The sequence below is a fragment of the Thermosynechococcus sp. TG215 genome (assembly GCF_031583455.1).
Taxonomy (GTDB): Bacteria; Cyanobacteriota; Cyanobacteriia; order Thermosynechococcales; family Thermosynechococcaceae; genus Thermosynechococcus.
In genome coordinates, this window is the sequence record NZ_CP134178.1 from 1,864,095 (window position 1) to 1,888,892 (window position 24,798).

Below are 24,798 nucleotides of genomic sequence, written 5' to 3' on the forward strand. Positions count from 1 at the left end.
CGCTAAAATCTAAAGTGAAGATAGCTTGTCATCCCGCCACAATGTTGCGCAGTATTGTCAAGGTTGGGTTAAAATTCTTTCTCTCAATCTCAATGTGAAGTATATAAGCTGAGAAAGAATTATGTGAAATGATGTCAAATTACTATGCTCATACTCCAAACCAAGATGGTCAATGGCATTCCCTGTCAGCGCATCTTTCTAAAGTGGCTGGTAGAGCGTCGAAGCTGGCTGGAAAGTTAGGTACACCTCAACTGGGCAACTATGGTGGCCTTTGGCACGACTTAGGCAAATACAACCCTGATTTTCAGGCTTATCTCCAAGCCTGTACCCAAAATCAAGCTGTTAAAGAGAAAGTTCCTCACGCTAAGTATGGTGCGCTCCTCGCTTTCCAGAAGTGTCAGCCTCTTGCACCAATGATCTATGGCCACCATAGCGGCCTGCCTAATATGGCAGATTTGCAGAATCGGTTGGCGGAGGTTGATCGGGTAACCTACGAGCATATTAAAGGCCTAGCCAAGGCGGATGGGATTGATTTAGACCCGTCAGCAGATTTTCAAAAAGAGTTAACTTCCATTGCTAGCCCTGAGCTAGACATTGCAACTCGTAAATTAAATACTGAACTGTTCCTGCGCTTGCTGTTTTCCTGCTTAGTGGATGCGGACTACCTTGATACGGAATCCCATTTTGATCCAACCGCCGCAGCCCAACGGGGGCAGTACCCCTGCCTACAGCAGCTATGGTCAGCGTTTGCAGCGAATCAGACTCAATTGATGGCCAATAGCCTAAACACGCCTGTTAATACGGTTCGTAAGGATGTTTATCACCATTGCTTGACCGCAGCCAAGGAGCCGCAGGGAGTCTTTCGCTTAGCAGTCCCCACTGGCGGTGGTAAAACCCGCAGCAGTCTAGCCTTTGCCCTTCAGCATGCTTTAACACATGGGTTAGATCGCGTCATTGTTGCGGTGCCCTACACCAGCATTATTGAGCAAACAGTCGCCGTCTATCGGGAGATTCTGGGTGAAGACACTGTTCTGGAGCACCACAGCGCAGTGCAAACAGATTTTCAGAATGAAGATGATGCGCGATCGCTCCAAGCCTGTGCCCGCCTAGCAGCTCAAAACTGGGATGCACCGCTGATTGTCACCACGACGGTGCAACTATTTGAAAGCCTATTTGCCAATCGCCCCAGCCGTTGCCGCAAACTTCACAACATTGTCAACAGTGTAATTATTTTAGATGAGGTACAGACCCTGCCGCTGAAACTGTTAGCTCCTATTCTGAGTGTTCTGAAGACACTAGTAGCGCGGTATCGAGTCACGGTTGTGCTCTGTACGGCAACGCAGCCCGCCTTAGCTGGAACAACGCCCTACCTAGAGGGATTTGACAATGTCAGGGATATCATTCCGCCTGAAGAAGCTCAACAACAATTCTGCACCCTGAAGCGGGTCAATTATGAGCAGCTGCCAATCCTGTGGTCATGGCAAGACCTTGTGGCGGATTTGAAGCAGCAACATCAAGCCCTCGTCGTGGTGAATACCCGCAAAGATGCGCTTGCTATTCTGGATGCCTTGGGTGAGGAGGAGCGCGATCGCCAGTTTCATCTTTCAACATTGCTCTACGGTGCCCATCGGCAAGCCGTCCTACAGGAGGTGCGCGATCGCCTGCGAAACAATCAACCCTGCTGGCTTATTTCTACTCAAGTGGTCGAAGCGGGTGTAGATTTAGATTTTCCGGTCGTTTATCGTGCCATGGGGTCACTGGATCGCATTGTGCAGGCGGCAGGTCGCTGTAACCGTGAAGGGCAACGTTCATCCTTGGGACGAGTCGTGATTTTTGACCCCCAAGAGGGTCGCACGCCTCAAGGGGAGTATTGCACCGCTGTTGAAACTACTCGCACTTTACTCAGGCAAGCCATGGTTGACCTAAATGACCCTACAGTTTTTCAGAGGTATTTCCAGCAGCTTTACCAAGTTCATGATCTTGATACCGAAAAAATTCAGCAGTATCGTCAGGCATTCAACTTTCCCGAAGTTGCGCAACGCTTTCGTCTCATCGAGGATCACACGTATCCAGTTGTCATTGTGCCCGATCAAGCAAAAAATAAAGATGAACACAATCAAGTAAAACAGTTAATTCGCCGTATTCAGCAACGCGGCTTAAGGGCAAAAGAAATCCGCGCATTGCAGCCTTACCTTGTCAACCTACGCACCAAGGAATTTCATGACACTGAGCACCTGCGGGAACTGATTGCTGCCGGCCTCTGGGCTTGGCAGGGTGACTATGACCCTCTCAAAGGGATTGCGATCGCAACAAGCCCCATCGTCGCAGATCCCAGCGATCTTATTTTTTAGGTCAGTCAGAGTTAAACTAGAGGAACGGCATCATCGGCTTTCCTAAGCCAATCAAAAGTAAGCTGGCGATAACAATTAAAATCAAATCAATGCTCAGTGTTAAAGTTTGGGGGGATTATGCTTGCTTCACCAATCCTGCCTTTAAGGTGGAGCGGGTGAGCTATCCAGTGATGACACCTAGTGCCGCGCGGGGGGTGTTGGAGGCGATTTTTTGGAAACCTGAGTTTATTTGGCAAGTGGAAGAAATCCACGTTCTGAAGCCGATTCGTCATTTTTCAATTACCCGCAATGAGGTCAACTCTCTGCAAAGCGATCGCGCCGCCCGTCAAGAGAGCTACCGCTATTTTGCTGATGAGGATCGTGCCCAGCGCCATACCCTAGCACTGCGGGATGTGGCCTATGTGATCAAGGCTCAGATTGTTCTACGTCCCCATGTCAATGCTGACATTGCCAAGTACTGTGAGCAGTTTCGCCGTCGGGTCAGGAAGGGGCAATGCCACCACCAGCCTTACCTAGGTACTCGTGAATTTAGTGCCTTCTTTGAGGAACCTACGCCAGCGGATCAGCCGATTGCCCACAGTGATGATTTGGGGTGGATGTTGCTGGATGTCGTCTATGAGCAGGATACCAAGGTAAAGACCCTCAGCTACTGGCGCCACGATGGCAATGGCGCCCATTTAACTACTGGGAAAGCAGAGCCAAAGTTTTTCCATGCGCGATTGATTAATGGTGTCTCAAGGGTGTCCCAAGTTGCGATCGCCCTTCGGGGCGATCGAGGATTGAAACCCCTTATTTGGCGGCACAAACGGAGGTAAAGGCAGTTGCGATCGCCCTTCGGGGCGATCGAGGATTGAAACTCGCCCCAGTTTGCAAAATACTGCCTTAGTGAGGTTGCGATCGCCCTTCGGGGCGATCGAGGATTGAAACGACACTCACAGCATCAAAGCGATCGTCCCCGGGACGATATGACAGGATTTCTAAACCAATTGGCTCCCCAGTCACCCCATCCTTGAACAAAATCACCCCATCTCCAAGTTCTGTCGCAACTTGGTTTCTTCGTGGAACTTGCCAGAATACACTTAACAGCTCTGTTTCTGGCTCATAAAATACTCTTATTTGAGCCACACTCTCTCCCCTTCTTTAATGGCATCAGTTTGATAAGCAGTGATTAAAAAACCATCTCCATTTAAGCGTCGTGCCACTGCAACAACCCAACGTTTTTCTCGCTGTACCCGATAAAACAATAATACTCCTGAATCTCGGCTACTGCGACGAACCTCATCTGGTGTAGAAAGAGCCAACCGCACACAATCTTCCAACTCCTCAATATCAGGGTGCTTGATGAGCAGCCGTTGCCAATACTCCTCAGAGGTTCTAACCGTAAATCCAAGCGGTGTAGAAATTTCAAATTTCATGAAACTACTGTGGTAGCAAGGGGTGTCTATCGGAGTTGCGATCGCCCTTCGGGGCGATCGAGGATTGAAACTATTCAATACGAATGACTCGCCCCATTGAATGAGGTTGCGATCGTCCTTCGGAGCGATCAAGGATTGAAACGAGGCGATCGAGGATTGAAAAGGGGGCAAAAATATGGAGAGTAGGGAACTCGAATCCCTGACCTTCGCGGTGCGATCGCGACGCTCTACCAACTGAGCTAACTCCCCGATTCTTTCTTTAATATACGGTAAACGAGGACACGATGGTCTTAAATTGGTCTTCTACCTTTGGCCATCGCTCCTCTGGAGCTGAAACACTCAGAGTATAGACCTTGCCTCGGCTCACAGCAATACTCGACAAATTGTGTCGCTGCTGAGCATTGTCCCCATCCCCCGGCAGAGTGACGGCATACTCCAGAATGTAATAAGTTTTGTCATCTGCCTTTTGGGAGGTCGCGGAGATCAGGGCAGAACTGCGCCCGCTTTCAGTTGGGGCAATGATATTTCGCAGCAGGCGATCGCCCACCTCCTCAGGGGATCCCAATTCCTCAAGAGACTTTGTGCTGGAAACCGTATTCACAACCACACTGACGTTTTCTGTCGTCTCGATAATGTCGTGAAAGACCACATCCACGGGGTCATCCACCTGTACTTGTACCCAACCGCGGGGGTAGAGAAACTCATAGCCATCGTAGCTATCCACATAGGCCTGTAGCCCACTGGTGGCCGAACACCCCCCCAGCAACATCACAAGAATCGCCAACGCTGTGGCAAAAAACCGTTGAATCATACCGTCCTTTTGCGCTGTTCTCCCCTATTGTGACACTGAAGCTGGCGTAGCGGGGCGGCGCAATTCCTCTGGATGTGAGGGGGGAATGCCCTCAATCGTAATCAGGGACTCCGTTACCGCTCGCACAATCGGAATCGCCACCGTTGAACCGTAGGCATCATCCCCCTTGGGTTCATCCACTACCGCCAAAATCACATACTGCGGCTGATCAAGGGGAAAAATAGCCGCAAAGCTCGTGATGCGCAGATTGCTGTAGGTACCGCCAATTGCTTTTTGTGCTGTGCCGGTTTTACCCCCCAAGCGGTAGCCGGGAATATGGGCGGGTTTCCCTGTACCGAAGCGCACCACTTCTCCCAGCATTTTGACCACTGCTTGACTGGTGCGCTGCGAGAAGACCCGTCGAGGGGGGCGTTGCTCAAGGCGTTTTTGCAGTTGGCCATTTTCATCGTAGAGGCCATCAATGACATGGGGAGTGACCATCTCTCCCCCGTTGGCGATCGCCCCCAATAGTTGAGCCAAATGCAGCGGCGTCAGGGAAAAGCCTTGGCCAAAGGCCGTTGTTGCCGGTTCAATGGGGTAGTTAATAAATTGCTCCGGGGGCTTTAACTGGGCGGCGGTTTCAAAGGGGAGATCACTGCCCACCTTCTCGGTCAGCCCCAAGCGATGCAGATAGCGATAGTAGTGGCGGGCGGGAATGCGGTTCATCATGTGCACCATGGCCACATTGCTGGAGTAGGCGAGAATTTGGGCAATATTGAGGGCACCGCGGCCGCCGCGTTGGCTAAAATCACTGTTTTGAATCGGCCAGCCCCCCACCGTAATCCGCCCCTCATCGGGCAGCACTGTATCGGGAGTAATGGCATTGAGTTCAAGGGCGATCGCGGTGTTGATCGGCTTAAAGGTTGATCCCGGCTCATAGAGATCCGAGACTGCCCAGTTGCGAAAAAGGGCTGGATCAGCCCGGTAGTAATGATTAGGATCGTAGGAAGGCTCTGAGACCAGTGCCCGCAGGGCACCAGTTTTCACTTCTAGGACAATGACCGTGCCCCGCTTAGCGTTGAATTTGCGTAACTGCTGTTGCAGGGCTTGGCGTGCTGTTTGTTGCAAACGAGTATCAATCGTGAGGCGCACATGGTACCCCTGACTCAAAGCACGCGGATCCGCAGGGGCAAGGGCAGGTAACCATTGACCCAAAGCATTGGTTGATAGGAGCTGGCGGTTATGGGAAACCTGTAAAAACTGGTTTTGGCTAAACTCAATCCCCGCTTGACCTTGGTGGTCACGATCCACATAGCCGACAACGCCCGCCATGAGTTCCTGCTGCGGATAAATGCGCTGCCACGCTTGGTTGAGTTCTAGCCCATCGTAGTTCAAAGCGCGAATTTTAGCAGCAGTTTCCTCATCAATGTCGTAGGCAATGGGTACCCCCGTTGGGTAGGTACTGAACTTGGCCAACAGTTGCTCTGGAGATTGCTTGAGTAAAGGAGCCAGATCGCGGGCGATCGCCCGCCGCTCCACTTTGAACTGAATTGGATGGGCAAAGAGGGTAAACACAGGCCGATCGAGAGCAACAACCGTCTCTCGGCGATCGGTAATTGGGTAGCGTGCCAAGGTTGGCGGAGTATAGCGCCGTTGTTGTTGCTGTGCCCGTGCCGCTAAGGTTTTCCCCTGAACCACTTGCAAATAAACTAGGCGAGCAACCACACCCCCCATCACCATCAGCAAAAAGCCAAAGATCAAGCCAACTCGCAAGGGTGGCAGGGATTGGTTTTGGGGGCGGGCCGTTGTCATGGATAGCGATCAGTAATTGACAGTGCGCTGCGGTGGTGGTGTCACGGGGGGGCGTTCAAAATGAGTTTTGGCAGCAATCTTGCCCTCATTGGGCACAAAAAGAACGTGTTGCGGCGTTTGGGGCACGAGACCTTGGGGCGCGCGTTGGACTTGCTGCGTCACCCGATAGCGGAGGGTTTCATTGCTGACGAGTAGCTCCCGCTCCTGCCGTTTGAGGGTTTCTAAGCGGTCATAGGCTTGACTCCACTGCTGCTCAGAGAGGGCTGACCAACCATAGAGAGGCAGTACAGCCACAAGGGCACCGGTGGCTGCCACCCCAGAAACCCATTGAATCCCCAGCAAAGTTTTTTGCCACAGGGGCATTTGCGGCTTGGGGAGAGGCCGAATTTCCGTCAGTGTTGGCGACGATTGGGGAATAAATCGGGATTTGAATTTAGGGGCAGCAACCATAGACTCCAGCACTCCTCAGCAATTTATTACCCTAAAAGATTATGACGCACTGTAAAGATACCCATAAATAAACCATCATTCGGGCAATTCATGCAAAAGTACGCGCTGCAATTCGTAGCTTTGCCGATCGCGATCGCGGGTTGAGAGCAACTTCCGCTGCATCCGCCACAATCGGTTTACGAGTCACAACTGCCAAGAGGGGATTGCCACGCCACGCCTGCTTCACCCGCCGATCTTCCAAGCTATGGAAGCTAATGACGGCAATGCGCCCTGCGGGCTTTAACCATTGGGGCGATCGCGCCAAAAATTGGTCGAGCACCGCTAGCTCTTGGTTCACATAGATCCGCAAGGCCTGAAAAACCCGTGTGGCTGGATGAATGCGTTGCCGCGGAGAAGCTTTGAGGCAGTGGGCAACCAACTGCGCCAGTTCTTGGGTGGTGGCAAGGGGACGACGGGCAACAATGTGGCGAGCAATGCGGCGGGCAAAGCGTTCTTCGCCATATTCGTAGAAAATATCCGCCAGTTCTCGCTCGCTGTAGTGATTAATCACCGTTGCCGCTGTCAAAGGGTTAGCGGGATTCATGCGCATATCGAGGGGGGCATCAAAGCGAAAACTAAAGCCCCGCTCTGGACGATCCAACTGGGCGGAACTCACTCCTAAATCTGCGAGAATGCCATCAAACATCGGCTCAGCCACAGGCAGATCAGCAAAGTTGCCGTGCCAAAACTGGACGCGATCGCCAAAGGGGGCGAGGAATTCCTGAGCCGCCGCTAGAGCCATCGGGTCTTGATCGATCGCCAGCACCCGACAGGTAGGTTCACTGCGCAATAGCAGTGCCGTGTGGCCGCCACCTCCCACCGTTGCATCCAAATAGAGTCCCCCGGCCTTGGGTTGCAATGCCTCCAGAACTGCGCTTGCCAGTACCGGTTGATGGTAGGTGGAAAATTCCAAATCTTGCATGAGCGGATCAGAACCAGCGTAAAATTTGCCACAGCACAGTCCCTTGGAGAGCAGCCGCCGTGAACGATACTTCCCTCAACTTAGCCGATGAACTGCTGATACGGGATCAACTCGTGCAGCAACTCTCAGAGGAACTCTATCAACTCATGGTGCAGCATCCTGAGTTATTTGTGCGCTTTTACCAAGCCCGCAAGACCGAGGCAGCCAATGCCGCAGCCCTGAAGTTGCTGCAAGCCCAAGTGCAACAGGTGGAAGCACAAATTGCTGCCTATCAAGAACAGATCCTTGCCTACCAGCAGCAGAGCCAAAGTCGTGAAGCGGAAATGAATGAATTGAAAGCTCAAGTCATTGAATTGAGCGATCGCAATGAGATGCTAGAGCGCGTCATCCAGGAAATGCCCGAAGTCTATCGGCAAAAATTTAGTGAGCGGCTGAGTCAAGTGAAACTCAAAATTGAAAGCCTCGAAAAAGAAAACGCGCAACTGCGTGCCGAACTGCGGAATCTGCAAACCCTCTTGGCCGCTCAAGCCCGCCAGCAACAACAGCAGGGATTCCCCTCATTGCAACCTGCGCGCGTTGGCTTGATTCCCAGCTTTAATACCTAGGTGGACAGGAATCAAAGCGTGACCCCTGCCAACGAAGATCTGCGGGAACTCAAAAAAATACTAGAAGACTTTTTTACAGGGTTTCCCGTCAAGGTCTATCTATTCGGCTCGGCTGCCCGTGGTGCTCTCCGCCAAAGCTCTGACTTAGATGTCGGGATTTTGCCCCTTGCACCACTGCCCGTGGGGCTGTTGAGTGAGTTGCGGGAGCACCTAGAGATGTCCAATTTGATCTATCCAGTCGATGTCGTGGATTTATCAGAAGTGTCCGCCGATTTTCGATCGCGAGTGATTGCAGAGGGAATTGAGTGGATCGGCTCAGGGAACGATTAGTGGTTGCCCAAAGAGCGCTAGCTGCTTTGCAAGAATTGCCCTTGGGTAAGCGCACAGATACGATTATTCGGGATGCTGCAATTCAGCGATTTGAATACACCCTAGAAGCCGTCTGGAAAGCAGCACAACTATATCTACGGGAACGCGAAGGATTAGACATCGCCTCACCGAAGGGCGTGATCCGTGCTTGCTTGGCTGTTGGCCTACTTACTCCAGAGGAAGGCCGTTTAGCGCTAAAAATGGTGGATGATCGCAACTTAACCGTCCACACCTACAATGAGACCTTGGCAGATGCAATTTTCTCGCGGTTAGCACAGCACGCCATGCTCATGGATCGCTGGTTAGCTGCCCTCGCAGCAGGAGGATTAGAGGATTGAAAATACGGATTTGGTGTGCGGCACAGCCAAGGGAAGCCGAACTGTCTGCGGATCAAGTCGCGACCCAAGTGGTACCCCTGCTGCAACAGTGCCAAGACAGTGCCGAGATTGCCATCTGTCCTCTCGATGCCCCGATCGCGATCGCTCCCCAACCGCAGGTGCTAGACTATAGCCTCACCCATTGGGCATCATCCGAGCTTTGGCAGCAGTGTCAAGCGTTGCGTGCCTTGGTTACCCAGTGGGGGATACGAACCAGCACAGGGGGTCTCTATCAGTTGCCACTAGCGCAAACGGCAAAGGGGACGCTCTTTGGCGAAATCATTGGCTGCCTTGAAGGGACATGGCAGTTACCTATCCATGCCAGCGATCGCCAGCGACAAACCCTCTATGCCCTCGGACGGCGACTCCTAGATCACTTACAGGCACCGGTGGGCTGCTATTTTCTGCAATTTGGCTGGCAGGGGGAAGTGATCTTTGAGCGACTGTGGCCTTTTCCAACCGTGGCGGCCCTAGCCAGTATTGGTGTGCAAACGCCTGATTGGTTCACAGCTCACTACCAGTGTTTAAGCGCCATGCCCCTGCGGGATCTGCGGATTCCCGCTCGCGAGACAGTGCGGCGATTAGAATAGAGAGCGCAGCGTTTGGAAAGGTGAAGCGTGAAGATTGTCCGCCGGCGGCTAGTGGGTTGGCAAGCGGTCTATGACATTGGTTTAGCTGGGGATCACAATTTTCTCTTGGCCAATGGAGCGATCGCCGCCAATTGCTTTAACAAGTCCCACTCCACGGCCTACGGCTATGTGACCTATCAAACCGCCTTTCTCAAGGCCAACTTTCCCGTCGAGTACATGGCCGCCTTGCTCACGGCGAATAGTGGCGACCAAGACAAGGTACAGCGCTATATTGCCACCTGCCTCAGCATGGGGATTGAGGTCCTTCCCCCCGATGTGAATCGCTCGGATATTGACTTTACGCCCGTGGGGGACAAAATTCTTTTTGGTCTGTCGGCCGTACGCAATGTTGGTCAGGGAGTGATTGAGGCCATTTTGCAGGCACGGGCAGAGGGGGGTGCCTTTCAAAGTTTGGCGGATTTTTGCGAACGGGTTCCGCGTGCGGGGGGCGATAGCCGCATTCTCAACCGTCGTGCCCTTGAATCCCTCATTGCCTGTGGTGCCATGGATAGTCTCCATCCCCAGCGCAACCGCAACCAACTGATGCAGGATCTCCCCCTCGTGCTGGAGTGGGCACAGGCGCGCGCCAAGGATCGGGCGGTGGGGCAAGTCAACCTCTTTGATATGTTGGCGGGTGGCTCCAGCAATGAATCCGGCGGTAGCTATGACCCAGCCCCCAGTGCGCCCCCAGTGGACGACCTACCGGATGCCGAAAAGCTCCGCCAAGAAAAAGACCTACTGGGATTTTATGTGTCGAACCATCCCCTCAAGGATATTCATCGGCCAGCGGCCATGATTGCCCCTATTAGCTTGGCGGATCTCGAGCAGCACACAGGTCAAGGGATAGTGAGTGTCATTGCCCTGCTGACAGGACTCAAGCCCATTACCACTAAGCGCGGCGAGCGGATGGCCATTGTGCAGTTGGAAGACCTCACGGGTCAAGCGGAAGCTGTCGTCTTTCCCAAAGCCTACGAGCGCATTCATGGGCAGTTACAGCTTGATCATCGGCTACTGCTGTGGGGCACCCTAGAGATGCGCGACGATCGCCCCCAACTCCTGATTGAAGATGCCGAACCCCTTGAAGCGGTGAAGCTGGTGCTTGTGGATTTGCCTGTTGAGCAAGCGGGGGACATTCAAGCCCAAAGTCGCCTCTCGGAAGTCCTCAAACAACAGGTGGGCGACATGCCCAAGGTGCCGGTAGTGGTCAAAGTGACCGATGGCTACCATGCCCAGTACGTACGCCTAGGACCACAGTTTCGCGTTGAAGATGCCGATCGCGCACGCCATGCCCTTGCTAGTGCCGGTTTTCAGGCTGAAGCGAGTGAACTGTTGAGTCTCAAGCTCTAGGCAAAGACATCCCTAAAGAAGGCAATGGCTTCCCCAAGGGCAGCAATAAACTGATCAATTTCAGCGCGGGTGTTGTAGAAATAGAGGCTGGCCCGTGCCGTGGACTGAACCCCTAAATGGCGGTGCAAAGGCTGTGTGCAGTGGTGTCCTGCGCGGATGGCAATCCCCGACTGATCAAGGATGGTCGAGAGATCGTGGGGATGCACCTCACCAACGGTAAAGCTGGCCAAGGCAGCGCGATCGCCGGACTTCGGGCCATAGAGGGTGACACCGGGCAGTTCTTGGAGGCGTTCAAAGAGATAGGCGGTGAGTTCCTGTTCGTAGGCATGGATGCGCTCCATCCCCCACTGGCTCAGATAATCCACCGCTGCCCCAAGGGCGATCGCCTCCGCAATCGCTGGCGTTCCCGCCTCAAACTTATGGGGAATATCGGCATAGGTGGCATGGTCGAGAAAGACATCGGCAATCATTTCGCCACCGCCCAAGAAGGGGGGCATTTGCCGCAGGAGTTCCGCGCGTCCCCAGAGGAAACCAATGCCCGTGGGTGCACACATTTTATGACCGGAGGCCACCAGCCAATCGCAGCCCAACTGCTGCACATCAATGGGGAGGTGAGGCACACTTTGGCAGGCATCCACCAGTACCCGCGCCCCCTTGGCATGGGCAAGACGCACAATCTCGGGAATCGGGTTCAGGCACCCCAGCGTGTTGGATACATGGGCGACGGCCACTAACCGCGTGCGATCGCTCAAAAGACTTGCGTAGTGGTCAAGATCAAACGTTTGCTCTGGCGTCAGTTCCACAAACTTGAGGCGAGCACCGGTTTTCTGAGCCACAAACTGCCACGGAATCAAATTACTGTGGTGCTCCATCACCGTCAGGATCATTTCATCCCCTGCCTGCAGCGTATTCATGCCCCAACTATAGGCCACGAGGTTAATCGCCTCACTGGCATTGCGGGTATAGATAATCTCCTCGGCATGGGGGGCATTGACAAAACGCGCCACTTTTTCCCGTGCCCCTTCGTAGGCCGTGGTCGCCTCAGCACTCAGGGTATGTACGCCCCGATGGACGTTGGAGTTGTAGCGACGATAGTAGTCCTCAAGGGTATTGAGAACTGCCAAGGGCTTTTGGGAGGTGGCTGCATTGTCAAAGTAAATCAAGGGGCGATCGTGCACCTGTCGCGCCAAAATCGGAAAGTCAGCACGGCAAAGGTCAGCGAGGGAGCGGCTCGGGGCGATCGTCATAGTAGTTGTGGTGGCATCAGTAACATTCAGGAATTTCCTTGCAAGTCCCCACGGCATTTGCAGGGATACATTTCTCACTATACTCCCTTCCCCCTCGCAGAAGGTGGTTTGAGGCTGAACAGGAATAGCAAACCGCTATCTTGATCCCCGTGCAGAATAAATGTTATGAAATCCTGACATTTGATCCCTGCAAAAGAGTAAACTGCGTATAAATTCCTAGAAGTGTGCCCGAATTCCCTTGACGCCCCAAGACTTTTTTGCCAAAGATCAAGGGCAAAGGATAGCTCTGTCTATCAACCCACGATAAGGAGGCACCCATGCCGAAAGATCGCCCCCCTTTAGAAGAAATGACCTTGCGGCAGTTGCGGCGCATTGCCAGTGAACTGCAAGTGTCCCGCTATAGCCGTATGCGCAAAGATCAACTCCTCGCTGCCATCCGTGAAAAGCAGGCGCAAGCCAACGGATCCACCACTACCATTTCTGTCCAACCTGTCCCCTCTAATCTGGAGTCGCAAGAAAAAGTGGAAGCAGCAAAATTTGACCTCGGTCCTGCTCAAGAGGATGTTCTCTTGGCCTCTGTAGATGAAGGCCTTGGGGATTTGCCGGGGGGCTATGGTGAAAGCCGCATTGTCCTCATGCCCCGGGATCCGCAGTGGGCCTACGCCTATTGGGATGTGCCCAACGAGCACCGCGAAGAATTGCGGCGGCAAGGGGGTCAGCAACTGGCTCTCCGGCTCTACGATGCCACGAATATCAACCTCGATAGCCAAATTCCCCACAGTGTTCAGGAGTACCCCTGCGATGAGTTGGCGCGGGAGTGGTATCTGCCCATCCCCGTGAGCGATCGCGACTATGTGGTGGAAATTGGTTACCGCTGTGCCGATGGCCGCTGGTTGGTTCTAGCCCGTTCTGCCCCTGTGCATATTCCCCCCACCTACCCCTCAGATTGGGTCTGGGATCAATTCATTACGGTGGATTGGGATATGGATCTGCGGGGCAAAACCCTCTTTGATCTGGGGGCACCCTTGGCGGGCACTGCCGAACCCCATCCCATTTACGAAGGCATCTTTGCCATGGCCGAAGGAGCCGAAGCGCAGCGGGTGGCAGGTTCTCTCTTTGGTTCCATGCACCAAGTCCCCGGCTCCATCTCCCAGTTGCCCGAAATGGCCATCAGTTCCTACGTCTTCCCCTCTGGGGTTGGCCTATGGGCTGTGCCGACGGTGTCGGGTCTGACGATGTCGGGCGTTGGCTTCTCAGCTTCGGCGGCTCCCATTCGTCCCCGCAAATTCTGGTTGGTGGCGGATGCTGAACTCATTGTCTATGGGGCTACGGAGCCAGATGCCACCGTCACCATTGATGGGCGCCCGATCAAACTCAATCCCGATGGTACATTCCGCTTCCAAATGTCCTTCCAAGATGGCCTCATTGACTTCCCGATCTTGGCAGTGGCGGCAGATGGGGAACAAAACCGCGCCATTCACATGAAGTTCACCCGCGAAACCCCCGAACGTCGCACCAATCCCAAGGAAGAAGCAGTGCTGGAGTGGCTGGCCTAAGCGAGTTAGTTGGCTCAATCCATGCCTTTCCCTCTGCCGAATGGTGGGGGGATTTTTTTAGGCACGCAAAAAGGCAAGCAGTTCACGATTGACTAGCCCCGGCACTTCCTGTTGTGCCCAATGGCCACAGTCGGGCAGATATTTCAGCCGCCACGGTGCATGGATCCACGCTTCGATACCGTTGGCAAGGCTGGGTTGGGCGAGGGGATCATCGGCGCCCCAGAGAATCAGGGTGGGGCTGGTAATGGCTTCCGTGTGCTGTTGCAGTAGGTGCCACCACTGTTGGGGTGAAAAAAGATGGCGATAACTTTTGAGCACCGCAGCGATCGCCCCCGCTTTTTCGAGAGCCGCTTGATAGAGTTGCACGGTTTCTGCCGAGAAGGCAGCCTTGCGGATGGAGTAGCGTTGAAAGAGATCCTGCAAAAAACTCCGCAGATTATGCCCTAGCCAGTATTCCGCCAAGCCGGGGATGTGGCAAGCCAACAGTGGCCAGTTGCGCCAAAAATGCTCTACCTGTTGCCAGAGTTCCAGTCCCACACGGTAGGGGTGGGGGGTATTCAAGACGGCTAAATGCTGCACCCTCTGCGGAAAACGTGCCGCCACGTGCCAAGCAATCAGGCCACCGCAATCATGGCCGACAATGTGGGCGCGTTCATAGCCCAGTTCTTGGATCAGCGCCGTGACATCTTGGCTGAGGGTATCGAGATCATAGCCGTGGGCAGGCTTCTCGGAGTCATTGTAGCCCCGTAGATCTGGCACTACAACCTTGAAATGACGAGCCAGTACGGGAATTTGAAATCGCCAAGAGTACCAAAACTCTGGAAAGCCATGCAACAGAATCACAAGATCACCGCTGCCTTGGGTGACATAGTGCAGGCGTACTTGGTTAACGCTGAGGTACTGGTGTTGCCAACTAAGGGACGCTTCAGTCATTGAGGGTGGGGATCAAAGTAGAAGGAAAGTCCAGCTACTTTTAAGCTAGCACCGACAAAAGATCGAGGGATAGCCCCGACAGGATTAAACCGCAGTGGGGATACGGACTTCCTTGAGGAGATTGGCCAGTTCTTGCAGTTGATTGATCGCCTCTGCCCCTTCGAGTTTCATGAGTTCGCGGTCATCGCGCATTTCAGTCCAAGTGATCCCATAGTCAGAGACCAAAAAGCGAATCAGGTGGTTGTCGGCCAAGCTGACCATGAAAGAGGCACTGTTGAGTTCACCGCCACAGGTGTAGCAGGAGGCCATGTAGCCTCGGTTTTCTAGGGCAATTGCCAGAGCTTGCAGGTTCAACACTAAATCGCGAATAAACTGGCGGTGTTGTTCGGCTAAACGGTAAAACATAGGACGATGCACTCCAAGCAATGAACAAAGTTATAGCACAGCTGCTAGGGAAATATTAAGACAATCTTAAGAAAGGGCAAGGCCGTACCAACGTTGTTAAATTCCTGCAGCCATTTGTAAAATTTGATAGAAAAATAAGGGAAGCTCAAATTTGTTATCGAAACCATCCTATGAAAGAGGAGACTTAACAGTTGCCCGCTGGGGATAGCCCTCCAAAGCGCGACGTTTACCTCTGGCTACCCTTTGCTCAACGTTTTAGCGGTTGTTGATTTGTTCTTGCTACTATACTCTTCATTTTAGCTTTAATCTACTTTAGGATTGGCTTTACGTTTCTAGGGTAGAGTAGCCCTAACGACATATCTTGCAAGACAATGCCAGCAACCACGATTGTTCCCGTTGCCCTTGCGGTTCTTTACCAAGGCGATCGCGTCCTTATGCAGCTGCGCGATGACAGTCCCCATATTTTGTATGCCGGCCACTGGGGACTTTTTGGCGGTCATCTTGAACCCGAAGAAGCACCGCTCGCGGGCGTCCAGCGGGAAGTCTATGAGGAGATTGGCTACTGCCCACCTCACCTCACCTTTTTTGGAGAGTACGGCGATCCCCAAGTACATCGCTATATTTTCACAGGCCCTTTGACGTGTGCACTGGAAAACTTGGTACTCAACGAAGGACAGGGCATGGACTTGGTACCCTACGATTCGGTGGTGGCTGGGGTTCACTATGCCCAAACCCTCGGCGAAGATCGCCCCTTAGGCGCCATCCACCAGCGCATTCTGCTGGATTTCTTTGCTAGGAGAGAATCCCCCGTTTAAGCAGCAAACTGTTGCAGCACCCGTTCGGGGGTTCCCAGTCCTTGGACAGAGCGATCGAGATACAGCACCTGATCACAGGTTGCCCTTACCCGCTCCAAGTGATGGGAAATTTGTAAAATTGCCCAGCCCTCACTCACCTTGAGGGTCTCCAGTAGGTCATAAAATTGTTGCTCACCTCGGAGATCTAAGCCAGCGGGAGCTTCATCCAAAATCAGGAGACGACGGGGTTGCACCAAGCAATAGGCCAAGAGGGCGCGCTTTGTTTCGCCCCCGGAAAGGGAACTCATGGGTTGTGTCGCAAGATGCTCGAGGTGCAGGCGTTGGAGACTTTCCAAGATGGCGCGATCGCGCTGTTGTCGATGCTGCCAAGGCCACTGCCACGTAGGTTGCCCCCAGCCCAAACCCACAAATTCAGCCACGGTGATCGGAATGCGTGGATCGCACTGAAAATTTTGCGGCAAGTAGGCTACCTGTTGGCGGACATAGGGGAGCGTGCGGCGATAGCCCATACCATAGCCCAAGAGGGTCACCCGTCCCTGCTGGTAGGGAATAATGCCCAAAATGGCTTGAATCAGGCTACTTTTGCCCGCCCCATTGGGACCAATAATGGCCATATTCGTATCGGCGGCGAGGGTAAAGGAGACATTTTCCACCACCCAGCGATCGCCCCGCCGCACCGAGAGGTTTTCCACCTCTAGCAGGTATTCGTTCACAGTGCTGCCCCTAACGGTCTATTCACCTGCATCCACCATGTCCCTACCACCGCGATCGCATCGGGACGACGATAGGCTTGCTGTTGCGCCCCAAAAGCCTCAGCCAGATTGCGAATGTTTTGCTCCATTCTTTGCAGGAAGTAGGTCGGCGTGAGATCAGCGGCAGTGGGAGCACGCTCTAGGGGATCAAACACACTCACTTTTACGCCCAAATCCTGCGCTAAACTTTCAAAGACCTGTTCTTGCCCCGGTTCCGTCAGGAGCGTTTTCAGATCACTTTGTTGCACCGCCTGCATCACCCGCTGCACATCCGCAGGTGAGGGGTTAACCGACGGAATGCCCACGAGATAGATCGCTTTCAGGTTATAACTCTCGGCAAAGTAGGGTGCGACATCGTGATAAACCACAAATGTTTTGCCCGCAAAGGGAGTAAGTTTTTCCCGGGCGAGGGCATCTAGGGCTTCTAACTCTCGAATAAAGGCAGTGCTATTTTGCGCGTAGATGGCAGACCCTTCGGGATCCACAGCAATCAGACCATCGCGAATGTTTTTCACTTGCTGCATGGCACGCTGGGGATCTAGCCAAATGTGGGGATTGAATTCACCGTGGCTGTGACCGTGGTCATCATGAGCGTGGTCGTGGTGGTGATCGTGGTGGTGCTCGTGATTATCCTTTTCGCTGGCAAGGGTGGCCACCCCCGCGCTGGTATCAATGATCTTGAGATTGGGATTGGCGGCGTTTTCAATCAGTTTGTCTAAAAAGGTTTCCATCTCAAGGCCATTTTTGACCAAAACCCTTGCTGTGGCCAGCAGCCGCACATCCTCAGGCCGCGCTTGAAAGTCATGGGGGTCAATATTGGCCGGCAAGAGTTGCTCAACAGTGGCGCGATCGCCTGCGACCGCTTTTGTAAAAGCAGTGATGGGTAAGAAAGTCGTCACAATGGTGAATTGGGCTTCTGCCTGTGAGGTCTCTTGCTCCTGTGGCGACTGGGCTTGGGGGGCACAACTGCCCAAAAATACCCCCAGCGTTACCAGCAGCCCCCAGCGTTTAAGGTGAGCTTGGATAGCCATAGAGAAATAGATGAATGATAACCATTCTCATATTTGCACACTTAGGCAGGGAGAGCAAGCAAAAATAAAGGGGCAAGTCTAAACCTCCCCCTTCGCAAAAACCAATTAGCGATCGCGAGTTTTTAGCCTTCGAGATTCAAGAACGGCAAGAGTGCCATGATCCGTGCCCGCTTAATCGCCACTGCAAGTTGTCGCTGTTGCTTGGCCGTGAGACCGGTCACCCGCCGCGGCAAGATTTTCCCCCGTTCAGTGATAAAGCGCCGTAGTAAATCAACATCCTTGTAATCAATGGGCTGTCCAGGGGGAATGGGAGAAATGCGTCGCCGATAAAATGCCATAGCTGTCCTCTAATTACTTGATTTCTTTGTGAATGGTGTGCTTGTTGCAGTGGGGGCAAAATTTCTTCAGTTCTAACCGCCCTGTGGTGGTGCGACGATTTTTGGTGGTGGTGTAGCGAGATACGCCAGGCGATCGCTTGGCCGGATTAGTGCGACACTCTGTGCACTCTAGGGTGATAATGATTCTGGCGCCTTTTGCTTTAGCCATGGTCTTGCCTATCTATCCAGTGAGCCGATCTCTAATTATGGCAGATCTTTGCGGATTTTGCTCACCAATTCAATGAGCTTGCGATCAAGGGCAAAGCCCCGCCGACAGCGATATACCTTTGTGCCGCCAAGGCGATCGTGGAGCGTGCGGTGCTCTTCATCAATCCACGCCAAGCTACAGTCAACGGCCAAGGGCAGTGCCAAAATAATCAGCGCCATACTCGGGCCATAGGACTCCAAGCCTGCCAATGTCAACAGCGCCCCGACACCAATCACCAGTTCTCGCTTGCTGAGGGAAAGGAGATCCGGTGTCCGCTGCCGCTGATCCAACAGGCGCACATTCATTAGCCAATGGCCGGGGCTTTGACCCTTATTGCGGTTCACCATCGCCACCCGCAGCAACCACCAAACGATGGCAAAAACAAACAGTTGCCCCCACTGAATGGCTGCCCCCGGCGTGATACCGACAACACTCGTCAACCAGATGAGGATAAAGTCAATGCTGGTGGCGATCGCCCGTCGCCAAGGCTGAGCCAGTGGTAAGGGGGGTGGATATTGACGGGAAAGTGCCATAGCAAACACGCGGTGGCAAAAGGCCAGAGAGTGGCTAGACTAGTATAGCTTGAGGCCGATTCCCTCAAAAAATTCTGCGGAGTTTGGACGGTGCAACCCGTTGATTTGACCACCCTGCGTGCTGTTTGTGCCGATCTCCAACATTGGCTACCGGCACGGCTCGAAACGGTTTACCAGCGCGATCGCCACACGATTGCCTTGGCGCTGCGCACGCTGAAAAAACAGGATTGGCTGACCCTCAGTTGGCATCCCCAAGCGGCACGCATTGCCTTTGAACCACCGCCCCCCCGCCAACCCGACACCTTTACTTTTAGTCAGCAACTCCATGCCCAACTCAATCGCCTTGCCCTTGTGCGGGTGGGGTTAGTCAACCCTTGGGAGCGCGTCTTGGTCTTGGAATTTGCCCCTCGTCCGCAGGCAGCAACGCAGTGGCGTCTCTATGCCGAGATCATGGGCAAGTACAGCAACGTGATTCTGGTTAACGCTGCCGGGGAAATTGTTACTGCTGCCCACCAAGTCAATGCCCAACAGTCCCGCTTGCGCCCAATTCTGACCGGTCAACCCTATGTGCCCCCACCCCCCCTAACGGCCGCGTTGCCCAGTTGCGAGATTCCCTTTGAGCAGTGGCAACAACAGGTAAGCGTGATTCCCGGACTGCTGCGGCAGCAACTTCTGAAGGCCTATCGGGGACTGAGTCCAGCCTTGGTACAGCAACTACTGGCGGATGCCGCATTGTCCCTAGAAAGTCACACCACAGAGCTAACCGCTGAAGAATGGCGACGGCTATTTGACCATTGGCAGCACTGGCTGGCGTGTTTAGAGAGCGGGCATTTTGTCCCCCAATTGACATCAACGGGCTATCGCGTCATTCCCCCCCTTGGGACTCAGAGCCAGCCAACGGCCACTATCCATGAGCTGCTTGCCACCTACTACCAAGACCAACTGCGGCAACAGCAAACGCAGCAACTCCGTCAACAGTTGCACCAGAGCCTACAGGCACAGCGGCAAAAACTGATCGCCAAAATTGAGGGCTTTCGGGAACGCTTAGCGGCGGCGGCTGGGGGCGATCGCCAGCGGTATTTGGCCGACCTACTGATGGCCCATGCTCACCTGTGGCAACCGGGGATGACGAAACTGATCGTGACGGACTTTGCCACCCAAGAACCCCTTGCCATTTCCCTCTCGCCAGAGAAGAGTGCCATCCAAACGGCGCAGGAGCTGTACAAACAACAGCAGAAACTCAAACGTGCCCAGCAGCACATTACGCCGCTCCTCACCGCTGCTGAAGAGGAACTCGCCTATCTCGATCAGGTGGCGGCCACCCTCGCCACAGCCACATCCTTAGATGTCCTTGAGGAGATTCGCGCTGAATTGATTCAACAGGGATACCTGACGGCGCCCGATTACTATCGTCCCCCTACCACGCCCAGTCCCTACCTACGCTATACGACACCAAGTGGCTTCACGGTTCTCGTGGGGCGCAACAACCGCCAGAATGACGATCTTACGTTTCGCGTTGCCAGTCCCTACGATTGGTGGTTTCACACCCAAGAGATTCCAGGAAGCCACGTGATTCTCCGCCTCGCAGCGGGGGAGGTGCCCAGTGAGAAAGATATTCAATACGTGGCGAATTTGGCGGCCTACCATAGTCAAGCCCGTGCCAGTGCCCAAGTACCCGTGGTCTATACTCGCCGCAAGTATGTGCAAAAACCGAAGGGCGCTCCACCGGGGATGGTGATCTATGATCAGGCGACAGTGGTGTGGGGGTGCCCTCTGAGTGTCAGTGATGGCTCTTCCGATCTGCCCCAAGGGGGTGCTGGCGGCGATCGCCACGGGATCATGGCAGAATAGAACCGTGTTTTTTACGACACCATTGACTGCTGAGGTTCTATGCTGCGCCTAAATCGAAAATCCCTAATTTCAATCCTATTAAGCGTTGTTGCCATTATTTTAGTCGGCTGTGGCGGCCCCAGTGCCACGACCACCCCTCCGCCCACCTATAGTGAGTTGCAAATTACTCGCATTCAAGACTACCTGAGTGACATTGAGAAAAATGCTGAACGCTTTGCCGACCTAGAGGTCAGTGTGGCCAAAGGGGATTGGCAGGAAGCCCGCAACATTATGCGCGGCCCTCTCGGTGAAATGCTGATGGATATGCGTGCCCTCAACCGCAATCTCTTGGCCAAGGATCAACCCACCCCCACAGCTTTGACCCGTGCCCTGACGGATGACTTCCTGAAAATTGATCAGGGGGCGGATCTGAATAGTGTCACCGTGGCTCAAGAGGGCTTCCGTGATGCTGAAGCGGACTTCAAGGCCTATCTCAATAGCTTGCCTGAGTTGTCCTAGTCCCCTGCGTTTCTCCTAGGTTGATAGCCGTTGCCCATGTCCTTCGTCGGTCTGCATATTCACAGTGATTACAGTCTCCTCGATGGAGCTAGCCAGCTTCCCGACCTAGTGGCACGGGCAATGGAATTGGAGATGCCCGCGATCGCCCTCACGGATCACGGGGTGATGTATGGCGCCGTTGAACTGTTAAAGTTGTGTCGCGGCAAACCCCTGAAGCCAATCATTGGCAATGAGATGTACGTCATCAATGGCGACATCACCAAACAGGAGCGCAAACCCCGCTTTCACCAAGTGGTGCTGGCCAAAAATAAACAGGGCTACCACAACCTCTGCAAACTCACCACCATCTCCCACCTGCAGGGCTTCCAAGGCAAGGGAATTTTTGCTCGCCCCTGCATCAATAAAGAACTGTTGGCGCAATACCGCGACGGACTCATTGTCACCAGTGCTTGCCTCGGTGGTGAGATTCCCCAAGCCATTTTGCAGGGCAAGCCGGATTTGGCACGCAGTGTTGCTGCCTGGTATCAAGAGACCTTTGGTGAGGATTTTTACCTTGAGATCCAAGACCACGGCAGTCAAGAGGATCGGGTAGTCAACGTTGAACTGGTGCGCATTGGCCGCGAGTTGGGGATCAAAATTATTGCCACCAATGACTCCCACTTTATCTCCTGCAATGACGTTGAAGCCCACGACGCTCTGCTTTGTATCCAGACCAACAAGCTGCTCACCGATGACAAGCGGATGCGCTATAGCGGCACGGAATACCTGAAATCCGCTGCTGAAATGGCTCGGCTGTTTCGGGATCACTTGCCCGCTGAGGTCATTGAAGAGGCTTTGGCGAATACCCTTGAAGTGGCCGAAAAGATTGAACCCTATGACATCTTTCGTGAACCCCAAAGTCCAGAGTTTCCAGTGCCTGCTGGCCATACAGCCGATACCTACCTAGAGCAAGTGGCGTGGCAAGGACTGTTGGAGCGATTTCACCTCAGCGATCGCCAGCAGTTGGATCCCACCTACCGGCAGCGACTGGAATATGAACTGAAAATGCTGCAACAGATGGGGTTCTCGAACTATTTCCTCGTGGTTTGGGACTACATCAAATATGCCCGCGACCACAATATTCCCGTCGGGCCAGGGCGGGGATCGGCGGCGGGTTCCCTTGTGGCCTATGCCCTGCGCATTACCAACATTGATCCCGTACACCACGGCTTGCTCTTTGAGCGGTTTTTGAACCCTGAGCGCAAGTCCATGCCCGATATTGATACGGACTTCTGCATTGACCGCCGCGAGGAGGTGATCCAGTACGTCACCGAAAAATACGGCAGCGATCGCGTCGCCCAGATCATCACCTTCAACCGCATGACCTCAAAGGCGGTGCTCAAGGATGTGGCACGGGTGCTGGATATTCCCTATAGCCAAGCGGATCAAATGGCAAAGCTGATTCCGGTGGTGCGGGGCAAACCAGTTAAATTGGCGGTGATGATCTCCGATGACACCCCCTCGCCAGAATTCAAGGAAAAGTACGACAGTGATCCGCTGGTGCGCCGCTGGATTGATATGGCGATGCGCATTGAGGGCACCAACAAAACCTATGGCGTCCATGCAGCCGGCGTTGTCATTGCCTCAGAACCCTTGGATCAACTGGTGCCGCTGCAACGCAATAACGATGGGGCGGTGATTACCCAGTATTTCATGGAGGATCTGGAATCCCTTGGCCTTTTGAAGATGGACTTTTTGGGTCTCAAGAACCTGACAATGATCCAAAAGACGCGGGAGCTGATCCAGAAAAACCACGGTCAAGCCCTTGATTTGGATGCATTGCCCCTCGACGATGCCAAGACGTACCAAATTCTGGCGGAAGGTAAACTGGAGGGCATCTTCCAACTAGAATCTTCGGGGATGCGCCAAATTGTCCGAGATCTCAAGCCCTCAAATCTGGAAGACATTTCCTCGGTGCTGGCGCTCTATCGACCGGGACCGTTGGATGCAGGCCTGATCCCCAAATTCATTAACCGCAAGCATGGTCGGGAACCCATTCAATATCAACATGAGCTTTTGAAACCCATTTTGCAGGAAACCTACGGCGTTCTTTGTTATCAGGAGCAAATCATGCGGATGGCGCAGGACTTGGCAGGCTATTCTCTGGGTCAAGCGGATCTGCTCCGCCGCGCGATGGGCAAGAAGAAAAAAGAGGAAATGGAAAAACATGAAGCCCTCTTTATTGAGGGAGCGGCGAAAAATGGGGTGCCCAGCGCAGTCGCCCAAGAACTCTTTAAGCAGATGCTGGATTTTGCTGAATACTGTCTGAGTGGCGAGACGGCGGTGATGACGGTGGAATATGGGGCTGTCCCGATTCGCCGCTTGGTGCAGGAACAGTTGGCCTGTCAGGTGTACAGCCTTGATTCCCAAGGGCATCTTTATACCCAGCCCATTGCCCAATGGCACTTTCAGGGCTTCCGTCCCGTGTATGAGTATGAACTTGAGGATGGCTCAACGATTTGTGCGACACCTGATCACCGCTTTATGACCACCCGTGGCCAGATGCTGCCCATTGAGCAAATTTTTCAGGAAGGACGAGAGCTATTCCAATTCGCGATCGCCCCCAGTACGGCGCTGGCTCAAGGTCTCAAACCAGCGGTGCAGATGAGCCGCTAGACAATCTTGAATAGCTTCACTCACCTGATCAGTGGGTTGATCCGCCGCAATTCGCTGCCAGCGATCGCCCCCTGCCTCAGCCAAGGCCATAAATCCTTGACGAACTCGCTCATGAAAGGCCACCGCATGCTGCTCTAGGCGATCCGCTATGCCCCGCCGTTGGGTGCGGGCAAGGCCAACCTGAACCGGCAGATCCAGCCAGAGAACTAAATCCGGCATCAGTCCAGCGGTGGCAATCTGGTTGATGTGCTCGATGAGGCTCAAGTCCAGTCCCCGCCCATAGCCTTGGTAGGCAATGGTGGAAGCCGTGTAGCGATCGCACAGGACAATGCCCCCCCGTTGCAGTTGGGGGCGGATACTCGTCGCCACGTGCTGGGCGCGATCGGCGGCATAGAGAAGGAGTTCTGCCATGGGATCAATCTCTAAATCACTATGGAGCAGCAGTTGCCGCAGGCCTTGGCCAAGGGGCGTTCCCCCCGGTTCACGGGTCAGCAGCAGGGGCGGATCAATGTCAGCGGATCGTAATTTTGCCAGCCAGCCACTTTCCTCTAGCCATGTGGCGATCGCCCCCATTTGGGTCGTTTTGCCGGCACCCTCTCCCCCCTCTAGGACAATAAACAAACCAGTGTAGGGATGCATGAATTCAGCGATTTTGAAGAAAGGTTTGATATAATCGCGGCATCCTGCCATACAATGCAGGTCACCTTACAATGGGGGTAATGCTCAATTCCCTGTGATTTCCTAGGAACACCCGCAGTGACAGCGCCCCGTCTGTTCCGTGATTACACTAGAACCATTGTTCGCGAATTATTAGTTTACCACTTGGCGGTT

At 53.7% G+C, this 24,798-nt stretch carries 25 protein-coding genes, 1 tRNA gene, 2 pseudogenes and 1 CRISPR repeat array; of the genes and pseudogenes, 12 read left to right on the forward strand and 16 right to left on the reverse strand.

The features are described 5' to 3' along the window. Positions 1–131 precede the first annotated feature (131 nt). Positions 132–2,351: a CRISPR-associated helicase Cas3' gene (gene cas3 / locus RHJ02_RS09110; protein WP_310822167.1), complete on the forward strand. Its 2,220-nt coding sequence runs from the start codon at positions 132–134 to the stop codon at positions 2,349–2,351. Positions 2,352–2,440: 89 nt separating this feature from the next. Next, positions 2,441–3,034 (forward strand): annotated as a pseudogene (cas5c, locus tag RHJ02_RS13085) (type I-C CRISPR-associated protein Cas5c); the annotation flags it as partial. A 64-nt stretch (positions 3,035–3,098) separates the two neighbouring features. Beyond that, a CRISPR array of direct repeats spans positions 3,099–3,278; the repeat unit is 37 nt; unit sequence GTTGCGATCGCCCTTCGGGGCGATCGAGGATTGAAAC. On the opposite strand, the pseudogene RHJ02_RS13090 reads toward cas5c, so the two are convergent. From RHJ02_RS13090 to rsmH, 7 genes and pseudogenes are all read right to left on the reverse strand, one after another. Beyond that, positions 3,279–3,476: pseudogene (locus RHJ02_RS13090) on the reverse strand (hypothetical protein); the annotation flags it as partial. It abuts the feature before it with no gap. Further along, on the reverse strand, positions 3,464–3,766 hold the full coding sequence (locus RHJ02_RS09120; RefSeq protein ID WP_206199900.1) for a hypothetical protein: 303 nt from the start codon (positions 3,764–3,766) through the stop codon (positions 3,464–3,466). The pseudogene RHJ02_RS13090 and the gene RHJ02_RS09120, both read right to left, overlap by 13 nt. 176 nt (positions 3,767–3,942) lie before the next feature. Then, positions 3,943–4,015 (reverse strand) — tRNA-Ala (locus RHJ02_RS09125). Between the two features lie 10 nt (positions 4,016–4,025). Then, a complete protein-coding gene (gene psbP, locus RHJ02_RS09130; protein WP_310453708.1) occupies positions 4,026–4,577 on the reverse strand; it encodes a photosystem II reaction center PsbP in 552 nt (183 codons plus the stop codon). A 24-nt stretch (positions 4,578–4,601) separates the two neighbouring features. Beyond that, complete coding sequence (locus tag RHJ02_RS09135; RefSeq protein WP_310800149.1) at positions 4,602–6,368, reverse strand: penicillin-binding protein 2; 1,767 nt, start codon at positions 6,366–6,368, stop codon at positions 4,602–4,604. Positions 6,369–6,377: 9 nt separating this feature from the next. Beyond that, entirely contained in the window at positions 6,378–6,818 is a 441-nt protein-coding gene (locus RHJ02_RS09140) for a hypothetical protein (RefSeq protein WP_206199903.1), read from the reverse strand. Positions 6,819–6,906: 88 nt separating this feature from the next. Continuing rightward, on the reverse strand, positions 6,907–7,779 hold the full coding sequence (rsmH, locus tag RHJ02_RS09145; RefSeq protein WP_206199904.1) for a 16S rRNA (cytosine(1402)-N(4))-methyltransferase RsmH: 873 nt from the start codon (positions 7,777–7,779) through the stop codon (positions 6,907–6,909). Positions 7,780–7,838: 59 nt separating this feature from the next. Between rsmH and RHJ02_RS09150 the strand changes: the two genes are divergently transcribed. From RHJ02_RS09150 to RHJ02_RS09170, 5 genes are read left to right on the forward strand one after another with little or no spacing between them, the layout of a single operon-like run. After that, positions 7,839–8,384 carry an Npun_F5560 family protein gene (locus tag RHJ02_RS09150; protein WP_149818787.1) on the forward strand — a complete coding sequence of 182 codons (546 nt, stop codon included), beginning with the start codon at positions 7,839–7,841 and terminating at the stop codon, positions 8,382–8,384. Between the two features lie 18 nt (positions 8,385–8,402). Then, entirely contained in the window at positions 8,403–8,714 is a 312-nt protein-coding gene (locus RHJ02_RS09155; protein WP_310438169.1) for a nucleotidyltransferase domain-containing protein, read from the forward strand. Then, positions 8,690–9,091 carry an HI0074 family nucleotidyltransferase substrate-binding subunit gene (locus tag RHJ02_RS09160; protein WP_315862888.1) on the forward strand — a complete coding sequence of 134 codons (402 nt, stop codon included), beginning with the start codon at positions 8,690–8,692 and terminating at the stop codon, positions 9,089–9,091. Before RHJ02_RS09155 ends, RHJ02_RS09160 begins: the two co-directional genes overlap by 25 nt. Further along, positions 9,088–9,720, forward strand: a complete 633-nt coding sequence (locus tag RHJ02_RS09165; protein ID WP_206199907.1) for a hypothetical protein — start codon at positions 9,088–9,090, stop codon at positions 9,718–9,720. The genes RHJ02_RS09160 and RHJ02_RS09165 overlap by 4 nt, the downstream gene beginning before the upstream one ends. 27 nt (positions 9,721–9,747) lie before the next feature. Further along, positions 9,748–11,106 (forward strand): OB-fold nucleic acid binding domain-containing protein, encoded by a 1,359-nt coding sequence (locus RHJ02_RS09170; RefSeq protein WP_310438168.1) that lies wholly within the window; start codon positions 9,748–9,750, stop codon positions 11,104–11,106. Here RHJ02_RS09170 and RHJ02_RS09175 read toward each other — a convergent pair. After that, positions 11,103–12,353: a SufS family cysteine desulfurase gene (locus tag RHJ02_RS09175; RefSeq protein ID WP_310800150.1), complete on the reverse strand. Its 1,251-nt coding sequence runs from the start codon at positions 12,351–12,353 to the stop codon at positions 11,103–11,105. The two genes, RHJ02_RS09170 and RHJ02_RS09175, sit on opposite strands and share 4 nt — an antisense overlap. A 317-nt stretch (positions 12,354–12,670) precedes the next feature. On the opposite strand from RHJ02_RS09175, the gene RHJ02_RS09180 reads away from it, so the two are divergent. Further along, positions 12,671–13,909 (forward strand): DUF4912 domain-containing protein, encoded by a 1,239-nt coding sequence (locus tag RHJ02_RS09180; RefSeq protein ID WP_310800151.1) that lies wholly within the window; start codon positions 12,671–12,673, stop codon positions 13,907–13,909. Positions 13,910–13,966: 57 nt separating this feature from the next. Here the strand turns inward: RHJ02_RS09180 and RHJ02_RS09185 are convergent, their stop codons facing one another. Beyond that, entirely contained in the window at positions 13,967–14,842 is an 876-nt protein-coding gene (locus RHJ02_RS09185; RefSeq protein ID WP_206199911.1) for an alpha/beta fold hydrolase, read from the reverse strand. An 84-nt stretch (positions 14,843–14,926) separates the two neighbouring features. Continuing rightward, the gene (locus tag RHJ02_RS09190) at positions 14,927–15,247 is read right to left on the reverse strand and encodes a DUF1815 family protein (protein WP_149818796.1); all 321 of its coding nucleotides are present in this window, start codon (positions 15,245–15,247) and stop codon (positions 14,927–14,929) included. 371 nt (positions 15,248–15,618) lie between these two features. Here RHJ02_RS09190 and RHJ02_RS09195 point away from each other — a divergent pair, with 371 nt between their 5' ends. Further along, positions 15,619–16,062 carry an NUDIX hydrolase gene (locus tag RHJ02_RS09195; RefSeq protein ID WP_206199912.1) on the forward strand — a complete coding sequence of 148 codons (444 nt, stop codon included), beginning with the start codon at positions 15,619–15,621 and terminating at the stop codon, positions 16,060–16,062. On the opposite strand, the gene RHJ02_RS09200 is transcribed toward RHJ02_RS09195, so the two are convergent. The 5 genes from RHJ02_RS09200 to RHJ02_RS09220 form a co-directional block, all read right to left on the reverse strand. Beyond that, entirely contained in the window at positions 16,059–16,775 is a 717-nt protein-coding gene (locus tag RHJ02_RS09200) for a metal ABC transporter ATP-binding protein (RefSeq protein WP_206199913.1), read from the reverse strand. The two genes, RHJ02_RS09195 and RHJ02_RS09200, sit on opposite strands and share 4 nt — an antisense overlap. Continuing rightward, the gene (locus tag RHJ02_RS09205) at positions 16,772–17,845 is read right to left on the reverse strand and encodes a metal ABC transporter substrate-binding protein (RefSeq protein ID WP_206199914.1); all 1,074 of its coding nucleotides are present in this window, start codon (positions 17,843–17,845) and stop codon (positions 16,772–16,774) included. Before RHJ02_RS09205 ends, RHJ02_RS09200 begins: the two co-directional genes overlap by 4 nt. A gap of 122 nt (positions 17,846–17,967) precedes the next feature. Further along, positions 17,968–18,183 carry a 30S ribosomal protein S18 gene (rpsR, locus tag RHJ02_RS09210; protein WP_011057896.1) on the reverse strand — a complete coding sequence of 72 codons (216 nt, stop codon included), beginning with the start codon at positions 18,181–18,183 and terminating at the stop codon, positions 17,968–17,970. Between the two features lie 13 nt (positions 18,184–18,196). After that, positions 18,197–18,391, reverse strand: coding sequence for a 50S ribosomal protein L33 (rpmG, locus tag RHJ02_RS09215; protein WP_149818803.1), 195 nt, complete (start codon positions 18,389–18,391; stop codon positions 18,197–18,199). Between the two features lie 35 nt (positions 18,392–18,426). Next, complete coding sequence (locus RHJ02_RS09220) at positions 18,427–18,963, reverse strand: RDD family protein (RefSeq protein WP_302676047.1); 537 nt, start codon at positions 18,961–18,963, stop codon at positions 18,427–18,429. Positions 18,964–19,053: 90 nt separating this feature from the next. Here RHJ02_RS09220 and RHJ02_RS09225 point away from each other — a divergent pair, with 90 nt between their 5' ends. Genes RHJ02_RS09225 through RHJ02_RS09235 form a run of 3 tightly spaced genes read left to right on the forward strand, consistent with a single transcriptional unit; the run spans position 19,054 to position 23,967 of the window. Further along, on the forward strand, positions 19,054–20,814 hold the full coding sequence (locus RHJ02_RS09225; protein WP_206199917.1) for an NFACT family protein: 1,761 nt from the start codon (positions 19,054–19,056) through the stop codon (positions 20,812–20,814). 39 nt (positions 20,815–20,853) lie between these two features. Beyond that, positions 20,854–21,312, forward strand: coding sequence for a photosystem II protein PsbQ (psbQ, locus tag RHJ02_RS09230; protein ID WP_149818809.1), 459 nt, complete (start codon positions 20,854–20,856; stop codon positions 21,310–21,312). Positions 21,313–21,348: 36 nt separating this feature from the next. Further along, positions 21,349–23,967, forward strand: a complete 2,619-nt coding sequence (locus RHJ02_RS09235) for a DNA polymerase III subunit alpha (protein WP_310800152.1) — start codon at positions 21,349–21,351, stop codon at positions 23,965–23,967. Here the strand turns inward: RHJ02_RS09235 and tmk are convergent. After that, positions 23,893–24,606: a dTMP kinase gene (gene tmk, locus RHJ02_RS09240; RefSeq protein WP_206199919.1), complete on the reverse strand. Its 714-nt coding sequence runs from the start codon at positions 24,604–24,606 to the stop codon at positions 23,893–23,895. The genes RHJ02_RS09235 and tmk overlap by 75 nt on opposite strands. Between the last annotated feature and the right edge of the window lie 192 nt (positions 24,607–24,798).

Coding starts and splice junctions, on each gene's coding strand:
- psbP (WP_310453708.1), bottom strand. CDS start 4,577: ATGATTCAACGGTTTTTTGCCACAGCGTTGGCGATTCTTGTGATGTTG.
- RHJ02_RS09175 (WP_310800150.1), bottom strand. CDS start 12,353: ATGACGATCGCCCCGAGCCGCTCCCTCGCTGACCTTTGCCGTGCTGAC.
- RHJ02_RS09235 (WP_310800152.1), top strand. CDS start 21,349: ATGTCCTTCGTCGGTCTGCATATTCACAGTGATTACAGTCTCCTCGAT.
- cas3 (WP_310822167.1), top strand. CDS start 132: ATGTCAAATTACTATGCTCATACTCCAAACCAAGATGGTCAATGGCAT.
- RHJ02_RS09140 (WP_206199903.1), bottom strand. CDS start 6,818: ATGGTTGCTGCCCCTAAATTCAAATCCCGATTTATTCCCCAATCGTCG.
- rpsR (WP_011057896.1), bottom strand. CDS start 18,183: ATGGCATTTTATCGGCGACGCATTTCTCCCATTCCCCCTGGACAGCCC.
- tmk (WP_206199919.1), bottom strand. CDS start 24,606: ATGCATCCCTACACTGGTTTGTTTATTGTCCTAGAGGGGGGAGAGGGT.
- RHJ02_RS09190 (WP_149818796.1), bottom strand. CDS start 15,247: ATGTTTTACCGTTTAGCCGAACAACACCGCCAGTTTATTCGCGATTTA.
- rpmG (WP_149818803.1), bottom strand. CDS start 18,391: ATGGCTAAAGCAAAAGGCGCCAGAATCATTATCACCCTAGAGTGCACA.
- RHJ02_RS09180 (WP_310800151.1), top strand. CDS start 12,671: ATGCCGAAAGATCGCCCCCCTTTAGAAGAAATGACCTTGCGGCAGTTG.
- RHJ02_RS09120 (WP_206199900.1), bottom strand. CDS start 3,766: ATGAAATTTGAAATTTCTACACCGCTTGGATTTACGGTTAGAACCTCT.
- psbQ (WP_149818809.1), top strand. CDS start 20,854: ATGCTGCGCCTAAATCGAAAATCCCTAATTTCAATCCTATTAAGCGTT.
- RHJ02_RS09195 (WP_206199912.1), top strand. CDS start 15,619: ATGCCAGCAACCACGATTGTTCCCGTTGCCCTTGCGGTTCTTTACCAA.
- RHJ02_RS09135 (WP_310800149.1), bottom strand. CDS start 6,368: ATGACAACGGCCCGCCCCCAAAACCAATCCCTGCCACCCTTGCGAGTT.
- RHJ02_RS09185 (WP_206199911.1), bottom strand. CDS start 14,842: ATGACTGAAGCGTCCCTTAGTTGGCAACACCAGTACCTCAGCGTTAAC.
- RHJ02_RS09220 (WP_302676047.1), bottom strand. CDS start 18,963: ATGGCACTTTCCCGTCAATATCCACCCCCCTTACCACTGGCTCAGCCT.
- RHJ02_RS09205 (WP_206199914.1), bottom strand. CDS start 17,845: ATGGCTATCCAAGCTCACCTTAAACGCTGGGGGCTGCTGGTAACGCTG.
- rsmH (WP_206199904.1), bottom strand. CDS start 7,779: ATGCAAGATTTGGAATTTTCCACCTACCATCAACCGGTACTGGCAAGC.